Origin of the sequence: Aeromonas sp. 600724 (genome assembly GCF_049175135.1) — a bacterium.
Classification (GTDB): Bacteria; Pseudomonadota; Gammaproteobacteria; order Enterobacterales; family Aeromonadaceae; genus Aeromonas; species Aeromonas veronii_A.
Window position 1 is genome coordinate 115,136 of record NZ_JAAKUM010000002.1, and the last position, 12,012, is coordinate 127,147.

Here is a 12,012-nt window from a genome sequence, read left to right on the forward strand (position 1 = left end):
ACGAAAACGGGGTGGCCCAAGCCACCCCGTTTTGCTATCCGCTTTGAGGCCTTAACTGCCGCGACGGCGGATCACCCCCTCCTGCATGGTGCTCGCCACCAGCATGCCATCACGGGTAAAGAACTGGCCGCGCACCAGACCGCGACCGCTACTGGCGCTCGGGCTGTCTACCACGTAGAGCAGCCAGTCGTCGAAGCGAAAATCCCGGTGGAACCACATGGAGTGATCGATGGTCGCCACCTGCATATCCGGCTCCCAGTAGGACACCCCGTGCGGCTGCAGCGAGGTGAGCAGGAAGTTGAAGTCGGAGGCGTAGGCCAGCAGGTATTTGTGCACCCGCAGATCGTCCGGCATCTGGCCGTTGGCCTTGAACCAGACGTGGCGCACCGGGTCCTGCACCGTCGGCCGAATAGGGTCGACCAGGGTCACCGGGCGCATCTCGATGGGCTGCTCGCAGAGGATCTTGTCCCGCAGGGAAGCCGGGATCAGGTTCTCGTAGGGGCGCACCAGCTCCAGCTCACTCTTGAGCTCCTCCGGCGGGGTGATGCCGGTCGGCATCTGCGCCTGATGCTCGAAACCATCTGCCGGCACCTGAAACGAGGCGTTGAGATAGAAGATGGGCTTGCCGCCCTGAATCGCCTTGACCCGGCGGGTGGAGACGGTCTGGCCGTCACGGATATTCTCCACGTCATAGACGATGGGACGGGTCACATCCCCCGGACGCAGGAAGTAGGAGTGAAAACTGTGAACCTGACGGCCGGTCTCGACCGTCTGCTTGGCGGCTGACAAGGCCTGCCCCATTACCTGTCCGCCAAACACGGCCCGCAGACCGAGATCCTGGCTCTGGCCCCGAAACAGGCCCTCCTCGATTTTTTCCAGCGCCAGCAACGCCAGCAGCTCATCAAGTACCTTGCTCATCGTTCACTCCTCTATCAGAGCCGCACAGGCTAACAAGAGCTGATCCGGGGCGCAATCTTTTGGCTGGCAATCAAGGATTTCCGGATAGAAGAAAGGAGGCTCGATAGCCTCCTTTCTTCTATTCAACCAGACACGATAATTGTCAGTTATTTGAGAAAAATGCCTTGGTTATACCCATTTCCAATCCCCTCACTTCAGCCAGCCCTTTAAGACGACCAATACATGAGTATCCTGGATTTGTTTTCTTCTTCAGGTCATCAATCATCTGATGACCATGATCTGGCCGCATGGGGATAAGTCTATTATCACCATCTTTCAGTCGCCGTTGCTCTTCACGTACAATTTCCAATACCACATTATACATGTCGACATCACCATCAAGGTGAGCCGCTTCGTGGAATGTCTTCGGATTATCTTCCCGCTTGGTTGAACGCAAATGGGTGAAGTAAATACGATTCCCATAACGCTTGATCATATCAACCAGATCATTATCCCCACGCACACCATAAGAGCCGGTACACATGGTAATACCATTGGCCTGACTGGGAATTCGGTTAACCAGCCATGCGATATCCTCAATGGTAGAGACGATACGCGGCAACCCCAGGATCGGGCGGGGAGGATCATCCGGATGGACAGCTAAACGGACGCCTGACTCTTCACACACAGGTACGATTTCATCGAGAAAATAGGCCATGTGCTCCCGCAAACGGTCTTTGTCGATATCCTTGTATTTATCCAACTGCGCCTGAAATGCCTCCAGGGTATAACCCTCTTCAGCACCAGGTAAGCCGGCAATGATATTCCGGGTCAGAGTCTCTATTTGCTCCGGGCTCATTTCATTAAAGTAGCTGAATGCCTGTTGCTGCTCTTCCGGTGAATATTCCTGCAAGGCACCCGGGCGCTTGAGGATGTAGAGCTCAAAGGCGGCAAACGCAATATGGTCAAAACGCAGGGCTCGGGAGCCGTCCGGCATCTCGTATTCCAGATCGGTTCGGGTCCAGTCCAGCACTGGCATGAAGTTATAACAGATAGTATCAATACCACAGGCGGCCAGATTACGGATCGACTCTTTATAGTTGTCTATCCATTGCTGATACTGGCCAGAATGTGTCTTGATCTCTTCATGTACAGGTACACTTTCAACTACCGACCAGGTTAAGCCTTTTTCTTCAATTAATGCTTTGCGAGCGAGTATCTCGTCTTTATTCCAGATCTGACCATTTGGTATATGATGCAGGGCAGTCACAATGCCAGTTGCCCCCGCCTGTTTGATATCATTCAAGGTTACCGGGTCATTAGGCCCATACCAGCGCCATGTTTGTTCCATATACTCACCTATAATTTTATATGTGGCAACTCGATTTACTTTTAATAAAAAGCTAGATACACCATCAAAAAACTCAAACATCATTTACTATGAAATGTCATATCTTTTTGATGGAAATACTGGATAAGAGCTGAATAGATACCCATCAAAGTTTGGGTCATCACTATCAGAAAGCTCCATCAATCTGTTTTTTACGTTCTCAAGATGCTGCCACATTGCTTTTTTAGCTGCTTCCGGATCTTTTTTTATCATAGCCGATAGGATTGCTTGATGATCGACAAACCACTCTTGTCGATATGTCAAATCGGTAATTCTTGCATGCAGTTTTTTCCACATGGAATTGGTTTCACGAATATCCCACGACTGTTTAAACAACTCAACTAACACACTATTTTGAGTGGCCTCGGCAATAGCTAGATGAAATATATGATCACCTTCCTCCCCTTCACCTGAAATCAAATCTTGCCGCTCTATCTCCAACGCTTTGCGCATTTTAGATATGTCATGAGGTGTAGCCTGCAAAGCAGCAAACTCAGCGATATTACTTTCTAATAATTGTCTTGCTTGTAACATCTCAAATGGACCAGCGATACTTTGAGGCACATTTAGAGATTCATTATTTTTTGGCTGCGGCAACTGGATAACATAGACACCAGAACCTTTACGGACCTCAACCAAATTTTCCAACTCCAACATGATCAATGCTTCTCTAACCACCGTTCTACCAACGCCAAGTTGCTCAGCAATGTCACGTTCTGGTGGTAGACGATCACCAACCTGGTATTGTTCATCCAACAATTGATTACGGAGAAACTGCCCAACCTCTTGATATGGTCGTTTGATTTCAATAGTCATCAGAATAAAGCCCAGCGATAATAGATGTGATAGTAGCTATCATAGCAACCGTAACAAACTGGTCAACCAATTGTTCGAGTAAGGGATGGCTGGAACGTACCCATCCCCACTCATGATCATTTTGCGTTTTTAATTCGCTCCACCATCACATCTAATTCAGGATCGTTTTTCTGTATTTCAGCATATATTGGCTGAACAGCCTGCACGAAAGGTGCTTTATCCACATTGCTAAAAATTACCCCAGCTTTTTCTGCAACAGCTCGTTCCTTTTCCTCTGACTGTATCCATAGTTTTTTCATCAACTCAGAAGAGTTAGCAGCAGCCTTATATAAAACTTGTTGCTGCTCTGGAGTCAATTTATCTAGTGTCTTTGTCGAAACAACCAGCACATCAGGTACCATTGTGTGTTCATCAAGGCTGAAAAATTTTGCAACTTCACTGTGACGGCTCAAGCTAAATGATGGGATGTTGTTTTCTGCCGCATCAACAACACCTTGCTGCAATGCAGTGTACAACTCACCATACGCCAAGGGGGTTGGATTTCCGCCCAAGGCCTTTACCATAGCAATGGCTGATGGACTAGGCTGAACCCTTATCTTCATGCCCTTCAGGTCGCTTGGCGAAGTGATCGGTTTCTTGGCATATAGGCTACGAGCACCAGCATCATAATATGTCAAGCCAACGAAACCTGATGCCTTTGTAGAATTCAGTATTTCACGACCAATATCTCCCTCTTCGACCTTGAATAGATGCTCTTTATCTCGAAACAGATATGGCAGATTAAATACCGAATAAGCAGCCCCGAAAGACTCAAGCTCAGCTGCATTGCTCTTGACCATGTCAAGGGCACCATTTTGCATCAGCTCCATCGATTCACGTTGCGACCCTAACTGAGCATCTGGATAAATTCGGATCACCACCTCTCCGCTGGTTTTTTCGCGAACCTCTTTTGCCATATCAGACATTGCCTTGTGCACAGCATGATCACGGTTATGGTTGTGACTCAATTTCAAAGTGGTCACAGCCATAGCTTGTGATGGCCCAAACAAGAGCAGAGCTCCAATCACAGTACCGAGCAACGTTTTAGCAGCATTCATAGGTGACTCTCCCATTAGCCAGAGAGCAAACCTGTGTTTGCTCGCATATCTGACTGGTTGACCAAATAGTGGGTTTCAGGTTTATCGGAAGCGATGATGTCCCCTTACCTCGTGCCAAGTCAAAGGGAAAAGCCAAATTGGTCGACCAAGATCACAATACCAGCGAACAATTTGGTCGACCTGTTCATATGTGACCGCTATCACTAGTACGTAAATAGTCGCTTCCCTATACTGACACCGTCTTAATGGAATCTCTGGTCAACCAATTCTGGAGATCCCCCCCAAAAAGGACTGATAAGTAATGAAAAAATTTATCTTTCATCTAAATCAGACGCTCGCAATATTTACAATTTGCTTGTCTGTCTTTTTAGTTGTGTGTGTCGTGTGGCAAGTGTTGTCACGCTACATCTTTGCCACCCCTAGTACCATAACAGATGAGCTATCTCGCTATTTGTTCATGTGGGTCGCAATGATAGGGGCGGCCTATACCACAGGACAAAAAAGACATCTAGCAATTGACTTGCTCGTCATGAAGCTAAGTGGTAAACGAAAGATTTTGGCAGAGCTCTTCATTCAAATAGCGATCACTGCCTTTGCGGTTATTGTACTTATCTATGGCGGTTCAGTTCTAACTATCCAAACCTTAGCCGCAGGCCAGTTAACACCAGCTCTCGGTATCGAAATGGGGTATGTATATTTCTGCCTCCCCATCACCGGCATCTTGATGGTGATTTACTCAATACACTTCATGCTTTTACTTGTGACAAAAAAGCAAAATAGTTTCGATGTTGTTCCCGAACAATGTTAATCAGGATTAAGGTGTAATTTATGGACTGGCAAGTCATTCTCACTTTGTTTGGAAGTTTTGGAATATTATTGTTTATTGGTCTTCCGGTTTCATTTGCAATCGGATTGTCTTCATTACTTACCATCGCAATGGCATTACCACTTGATACGGCAATCACAGTCGTTGCGCAACGAATGGCTGTGGGAATGGATAACTTTGCTCTATTAGCGATCCCATTCTTTATTTTAGCTGGTAATATCATGAATCAGGGAGGTATCGCTGCACGACTAATCAACCTAGCGAAAGTTCTTGGGGGTCGCTTACCAGGTTCACTGGCACATGTGAACATAATGGCCAATATGCTTTTTGGTGCTATTTCAGGTTCTGCTGTTGCTTCTGCTGCCGCCGTTGGTGGCACTATGGCACCGATGCAGAAAAAAGAGGGATATGACCCTGCATTTTCTGCAGCCGCCAATATAAGCTCTTGTCCAAGCGGTTTACTGATTCCTCCCAGTAACACCCTAATTGTTTTTTCTTTAGTATCTGGGGGGACTTCTATTGCAGCATTATTCTTGGCTGGCTATATCCCAGGGATATTAATGGGATTGAGCCTAATGATCGTTGCAGGTATTATCGCCAAACGTAGAGGCTATCCAGTTTCCCCAAAACCAAGTTGTTCCCAAATATGGGATACTACAGTTAAAGCACTGCCTTCGTTACTACTCGTCATACTTATTATGGGTGGAATTATTGGTGGAATATTTACTGCGACAGAAGCATCCGCCATCGCAGTTATATACACGTTAGTCTTGGCTGTATTAATATACCGAGAGGTATCATTCAAACAGTTACCAAAAATAGTGCTCGAATCTGCGATTACAACCTCGATTGTACTATTGCTAGTCGGTGCATCCATGGGAATGTCTTGGGCAATGGCTAATGCTGACATCCCCTATATGATTTCGGATGCGTTATTGGCAGTTTCTGATAACCCCTTGGTACTTTTATTGATAATAAATATCATCTTGCTGATTGTGGGGATTTTTATGGATATGACTCCCGCAGTCCTCATCTTTACACCAATATTTCTACCTATTGCGCTAGATCTAGGAATTGATCCCGTCCACTTTGGCGTAATGATGACCTTTAATCTGGCGATAGGGATCTGTACCCCTCCAGTCGGAAGTGCACTTTTCGTAGGCTGCTCGGTTGCAAATATATCTATTGACCGAGTAATCAAACCATTACTGCCTTTTTACGCGGCCATGTTCATCTCACTGATGTTGGTCACATATATCCCGCAACTTAGCTTGTGGCTCCCTCAGATCTTGCTTGGCTACTGAGCAACAAGGATAACATACCAATGAATATTGCTAGCTGTGAGCTTCATACAAAAAAATTAAACACTATGTATCTACGTGGTGAACTAAAAAGCCGGATCGTCCACCTTGGCTTCGGCGCATTCCATCGAGCACATCAGGCACTGATCACGCACGAAATGCTGGCTAAACATGGCGGAGACTGGGGGATCTGCGAGGTCAACCTGTTCGGTGGAGAGGAGCTGATCCGATCGCTCAGAGCACAAGACCACCTCTACACCGTGCTGGAGAAGGGTGCCGAGAGCGTACAGCCCAAAGTGATTGGTTCTGTGGTGGAGTCACTGCACCCCACCTTTGACGGCATGTCCGCCATCCTCGAGAAGATGGCAGAACCGCAAGTCGCCATTGTATCGATGACGATCACTGAAAAAGGCTATTGCGCAGACCCTGCCACCGGGCAGTTCAACCCGCAGAATCCGTTGATCCAGCACGACTTGCAGCACCCTGATGCCCCCACTTCCGCCATCGGCTGCATCGTTGCCGCCCTGCGCCTGCGCAAAGAGCGTTGCCTCCCTCCCTTTACAGTCATGTCTTGCGACAACGTGCAGGAAAATGGTCATGTTGCACGTCAGTCCATTCTGGGATTTGCCGAACTGCTCGATGGAGAGCTGGCATCCTGGATCCGTGAGCAGGTCACCTTCCCTTGCACCATGGTCGACCGCATCGTACCTGCAGCCACCCCGGAGACGCTGGCCGAGATTGAGCAGGCAATTGGTGTGGCTGACCCCTGTGGTATTGCCTGCGAGCCATTCCGGCAATGGGTGATTGAAGATAATTTCGTCAATGGCCGACCAAACTGGGATCTGGCCGGTGCCGAATTTGTCAGCAATGTCGTGCCCTTTGAAGAGATGAAATTGCGCATGCTGAACGGCAGCCACTCATTTCTCGCCTATCTCGGCTACCTCGGCGGCTATGCCCATATCGCAGACACCATGACCAATCCGGCCTACCGCCAGGCAGCACTTGATCTGATGCTCAATGAACAGGCGCCAACCCTGAACATGCCTGTTGGAACTAATCTCGAGGGCTATGCCCAACAACTGATCACCCGTTTCACCAACCCCTCGCTCAAACACCAGACCTGGCAAATCGCCATGGATGGCAGTCAAAAGCTGCCACAACGCATGGTCGACTCCGTCCTCTTCCATCTGAAGAACGGCAGTGATTACCGGCATCTGGCATTGGGCATCGCCGGATGGATGCGTTATGTCAGCGGTGAGGGAGAAAACGGTGAGGTGATCGATGTCAGGGATCCCCTGCTACCCCGCTTCCAGGCGATCTATGCAGAGCACGGCCTCAGTTGCAACGTGGTCAAACCGTTGCTGGCCATTGAGGCCATCTTTGGCCCGGAACTGCCGCAACAGGGTGCTTTTGTCGATGCGGTCACTCGGGCCTATCAAGGACTGCTTGACCACGGCGCCCGTCGCTGCGTCGCTGCGCTCTAATCACCATATCTGGCAACGACCGGGCCAAGGGAGAAATGAATATGAAGTCTTTCCTGTGTAAGGATTTTCTGTTGAACAGCGATGCGGCACGTCATCTCTACCATGACTATGCCGCTGATATGCCTATCTATGACTACCACTGCCATCTCAATCCACAAGAGATAGCGGAAGATCGCCGATTCGATGATCTGGGCCAGATCTGGCTGGAGGGGGACCATTACAAATGGCGAGCCATGCGCAGCGCCGGTATCCCGGAGGCTCTGATCACCGGCAAAAACAGCAGCAGTCGTGACAAGTTCAATGCGTGGGCACAGACAGTCCCGCAAACGCTGGGTAACCCTCTCTATCACTGGACCCATCTAGAACTGCGCCGCCCCTTCGGTCTGGAGGGTATCACCCTGGCGCCAAACACCGCCGACAAGGTATGGGATCACTGCAACGAACTGCTCGCCACCCCGGCCTTCTCCGCCCGCGGGTTGATGCAGCAGATGAATGTCCGCATGGTCGGTACCACAGATGATCCGGTGGATTCACTTATCTATCATCGCCAGATTGCCGAGGACCCCGGTTTTGCTATCGAGGTGCTCCCCAGCTGGCGCCCCGACAAGGTATTCAAGATCGAGCAAGCCGGTTTTGCTGACTACATTGGGACATTGGGTGCCGCCGCCGATGTCGACATTACTACCTTTGCCGACTTGCTGACTGCGCTGGAACGGCGCCTTGAACACTTCGCCCGACATGGTTGCCGCGCAGCGGATCACGGTATCGAAGTGGTGCGTTATGCACCAGTTCCCTCCGATGCGACCCTGACTCAACTGCTCCAGCGCCGACTGGCCGGAGAGGTGCTGGACGAATCGCAGATTGCAGCCTTCTCCACTGCCGTTCAGGTATGGCTCGGCCGTCAATACGCCAAGCGAGGCTGGGTGATGCAGTTGCATCTGGGCGCTCAACGTAATAACAACAGCCGCATGTTCACCCTGCTTGGCGCAGACTGTGGCTTTGATTCTATCGGAGACAAGCCATTTGCCTGGGAGCTTGCTCATCTGCTGAATGAGATGGATCAAACCGATGAATTGCCCAAGACCATCCTCTATTGCCTCAACCCTCGTGATAACGAGGTGCTGGCAACCATGGCGGGCAACTTCCAGGGGGGAGGCATTGCAGGCAAGATCCAGTTCGGCTCAGGCTGGTGGTTCAACGATCAGAAAGATGGCATGCAGCGCCAGCTGGAGCAGCTCTCTCAACTCGGCCTGCTCAGCCAGTTTGTCGGCATGTTGACCGACTCCCGCAGCTTCCTCTCCTACACTCGCCACGAGTATTTCCGCCGTATTTTGTGCGACATGGTGGGGTGCTGGATCGAGCAGGGCGAAATCCCCAGTGATCTGCAGCTGTCCGGGAAAATGATCCAGGATATCTGCTATCACAATGCAGCCCGCTACTTTCAACTGCCAGGAGCCCGAGGATGAAACGGATTGCCCTGCTCGGGGAGTGCATGATTGAGCTCAATGGCACGCCTTTTGGCGACATGCAGCAGGCATTTGGGGGCGATACCCTCAATACCGCCATCTATCTCGCGCGAGCCTCCCACCCCACCGATATTCAGGTGAGTTATCTGACCGCCATGGGCCAAGACCCTCTCAGCCAGCAAATCATCGCGCGTTGGAAACAGGCCGGGATCGACACCAGCGCGGTGCTCATCGATCAACAGCGCCATCCCGGCCTCTATCTTATCCAGCTTGATGAGCACGGCGAGCGCACCTTCCTCTACTGGCGCAACGATTCGGCTGCCCGTTACCTGATGCAGCACCCGCAGTTGCCGCGGCTCAAGCAGGCCGTCAGCGACGTGGATGCGCTCTATCTCAGCGGTATTTCGCTGGCGATCCTACCCGCCGCAGATCGGCAAGCGCTGCTGCAGTGGCTGGCTGAGCTGCACCGGGCGGGCGTAGCGATCATCTTTGACAGCAACTATCGCCCCGCCTTGTGGCAGAGTCCGGCCGACGCCCGGGCCTGTTACCAGCAACTGCTGGCCATCACCGCGCTGGCTCTGGTCACCGACGACGATGAGCAGGCCCTGTGGGGGGACGAGGATGTGACCCAGACCCTGCAGCGCCTCAAGGCGGCCGGGGTGCAGCAGGCGGTGGTCAAACAGGGGGCGGCTGGTTGCTGTTACCAGGCCCTGCAAACCGGGGAACCCGCCATCACTATCCCTACCCAAGCGGTCAGCAAAGTAGTGGATACCACCTCGGCCGGTGACTCCTTCAATGCCGGTTTTCTGGCTGGCTACCTGCAAGGACGGGCGATCGACGAGTGTGCCCGCATGGGCCACCGACTGGCGGGGATCGTCATCCAGCACAAGGGGGCAATTATTGCGGAAAGTGCCACCCGCAGTGTCACCGACAGCTTCATCAAACCAGCATCACACTAAACGAGGTCAACTGAATGTCATCCATTACTGAACAACTGCAGGCGCTGAAAGTGATCCCGGTGATCGCCATCGAGCAGGCTGAAGATATCATTCCACTGGGGGCAGCCTTGGCCAATAACGGGCTGCCGGTTGCCGAGATCACCTTCCGCTCCGCCGCGGCTGTCGAAGCTATCCGTTTGCTGCGCAAGGCATATCCAGAGATGCTGATTGGCGCAGGCACCGTGCTCAACCGCGAGCAGGTGATCGCAGCCAAAGAGGCAGGGGCCACCTTTATCGTCTCCCCCGGCTTTAACCCGAACACCGTCAAGGCCTGTCAGGAGCTGAACATCCCGATCATCCCTGGAGTCAATAATCCCAGCACCATTGAAGCGGCGCTGGAGATGGGGCTGACGACGCTGAAGTTCTTCCCGGCCGAAGCATCAGGTGGTAGCGCGATGATCAAGGCGCTGCTGGCACCTTATACCCAGATCACGCTGATGCCCACCGGCGGGATCTCGACTCACAATATCAATGAATATCTGGCGATCCCGCGGGTCATTGCGTGTGGTGGTTCCTGGATGGTCGACAAGAAACTGATCGCAGAGAAACAGTGGGAAGAGATCGGCCGACTCACTCGTGAAGCAGTGGCACAGGTCCAATAATATTGCCGCTAGGCAACGCGCTGACAAAAAAGGCCCGCACCATCTGGTGCGGGCCTTTGCTTGGCCGACTGAGCACTTGAACAGCGCTCAGTACGCAACAGGCTATCGGCTTACTTGCTCCCGGTACCGGAGTTGCGGGTAGAGGCTTGCGGCTTGCGACGGGCGGTGGTGGCGCGGGCACGGGGCTCTTTGCCCTGCATCTCTTTGTGACGCTGTACGGCGCGACGGATCTGGGCGGCCTGCTTGTGACGGCTGGTTTTGCCATCCTGCTGCAGATCGACCTTGGATTCGGTCTCCGGCGGCAGGTTGACCAGACCGCGCAGGTAGTTCACTTCCGGCAATTTCAGCTCTTGCCAGCCGCCGCGCGGGATGCCGCGGTCCAGCTTGACGTCACCGTAGCGGATGCGCATCAGGCGGCTCACCTGCACTTCCTGAGATTCCCACAGGCGGCGCACTTCACGGTTGCGTCCTTCGGTCAGGGTGACGTTGAACCACTGGTTCAGACCCTCACCGCCAGCCGGTTTGATCTTGTTGAACTTGGCGGTGCCATCTTCCAGCTGCACGCCCTTGCGCAGACGCTGCAGCATGGCTTCGGTGATTTCGCCAAAGACACGTACCGCGTATTCCCGCTCCACTTCGTGGCTCGGGTGCATCAGGCGGTTGGCCAGCTCACCGTCGGTAGTGAACAGCAGCAGACCGGAGGTGTTGACGTCAAGGCGGCCGACCGCGATCCAGCGGGCACCTTCCATCTTGGGCAGACGATCAAACACGGTGGGACGACCTTCCGGATCGTGACGGGTACACATCTCCCCTTCCGGCTTGTGGTAAGCCAGTACGCGGCAGATCACTTCCTCTGCGGCACGGGTCTTGACCTGGTGACCATCCACCCGGATCACGGCGTTCACTTCGACGCGATCCCCCAGTGTGGCGACCTTGCCATCCACACTGACCCGACCTGCGGTGATCAGGGCCTCCATCTCACGACGGGAGCCGTGACCCGCGCGGGCCAACACTTTTTGCAGTTTTTCACTCATCGGGGTTACCTGATTGTTGATCGCTGCCCACAGGTAATAGGGGCAACGGGGTTAACTGTAACAAACGCCGGTTGGAGCACTCGCCACAGTTGAAAAATGTA

11 protein-coding genes are annotated in these 12,012 nt (G+C 52.2%); 6 read left to right on the forward strand and 5 right to left on the reverse strand.

What is annotated here, in order from left to right; genetic code table 11:
• Positions 1–51: 51 nt before the first annotated feature.
• From tesB to G5168_RS02715, 4 genes are all read right to left on the reverse strand, one after another.
• Complete coding sequence (gene tesB / locus G5168_RS02700; RefSeq protein WP_019445657.1) at positions 52–918, reverse strand: acyl-CoA thioesterase II; 867 nt, start codon at positions 916–918, stop codon at positions 52–54.
• 142 nt (positions 919–1,060) lie between these two features.
• The gene (uxuA, locus tag G5168_RS02705; RefSeq protein ID WP_421251809.1) at positions 1,061–2,332 is read right to left on the reverse strand and encodes a mannonate dehydratase; all 1,272 of its coding nucleotides are present in this window, start codon (positions 2,330–2,332) and stop codon (positions 1,061–1,063) included.
• Positions 2,333–2,335: 3 nt separating this feature from the next.
• Positions 2,336–3,103: an FCD domain-containing protein gene (locus tag G5168_RS02710; protein WP_216953206.1), complete on the reverse strand. Its 768-nt coding sequence runs from the start codon at positions 3,101–3,103 to the stop codon at positions 2,336–2,338.
• A gap of 116 nt (positions 3,104–3,219) precedes the next feature.
• Entirely contained in the window at positions 3,220–4,200 is a 981-nt protein-coding gene (locus G5168_RS02715) for a TRAP transporter substrate-binding protein (RefSeq protein ID WP_421251810.1), read from the reverse strand.
• A 301-nt stretch (positions 4,201–4,501) separates the two neighbouring features.
• On the opposite strand from G5168_RS02715, the gene G5168_RS02720 reads away from it, so the two are divergent.
• The 6 genes from G5168_RS02720 to G5168_RS02745 are packed head-to-tail and all read left to right on the forward strand — an operon-like array spanning position 4,502 to position 10,877.
• Entirely contained in the window at positions 4,502–5,008 is a 507-nt protein-coding gene (locus G5168_RS02720) for a TRAP transporter small permease (protein WP_216953204.1), read from the forward strand.
• A gap of 20 nt (positions 5,009–5,028) precedes the next feature.
• Entirely contained in the window at positions 5,029–6,330 is a 1,302-nt protein-coding gene (locus G5168_RS02725; protein ID WP_216953203.1) for a TRAP transporter large permease, read from the forward strand.
• A gap of 20 nt (positions 6,331–6,350) precedes the next feature.
• Entirely contained in the window at positions 6,351–7,811 is a 1,461-nt protein-coding gene (locus G5168_RS02730) for a fructuronate reductase (protein ID WP_421251811.1), read from the forward strand.
• Positions 7,812–7,852: 41 nt separating this feature from the next.
• Positions 7,853–9,277, forward strand: a complete 1,425-nt coding sequence (gene uxaC / locus G5168_RS02735; protein ID WP_421171767.1) for a glucuronate isomerase — start codon at positions 7,853–7,855, stop codon at positions 9,275–9,277.
• Positions 9,274–10,236 (forward strand): sugar kinase, encoded by a 963-nt coding sequence (locus G5168_RS02740; RefSeq protein ID WP_335812829.1) that lies wholly within the window; start codon positions 9,274–9,276, stop codon positions 10,234–10,236. The genes uxaC and G5168_RS02740 overlap by 4 nt, the downstream gene beginning before the upstream one ends.
• A 14-nt stretch (positions 10,237–10,250) precedes the next feature.
• A complete protein-coding gene (locus tag G5168_RS02745; RefSeq protein WP_005347342.1) occupies positions 10,251–10,877 on the forward strand; it encodes a bifunctional 4-hydroxy-2-oxoglutarate aldolase/2-dehydro-3-deoxy-phosphogluconate aldolase in 627 nt (208 codons plus the stop codon).
• A 110-nt stretch (positions 10,878–10,987) separates the two neighbouring features.
• On the opposite strand, the gene rluB is transcribed toward G5168_RS02745, so the two are convergent.
• Positions 10,988–11,911, reverse strand: coding sequence for a 23S rRNA pseudouridine(2605) synthase RluB (gene rluB, locus G5168_RS02750; protein ID WP_005347347.1), 924 nt, complete (start codon positions 11,909–11,911; stop codon positions 10,988–10,990).
• Positions 11,912–12,012 lie beyond the last annotated feature (101 nt).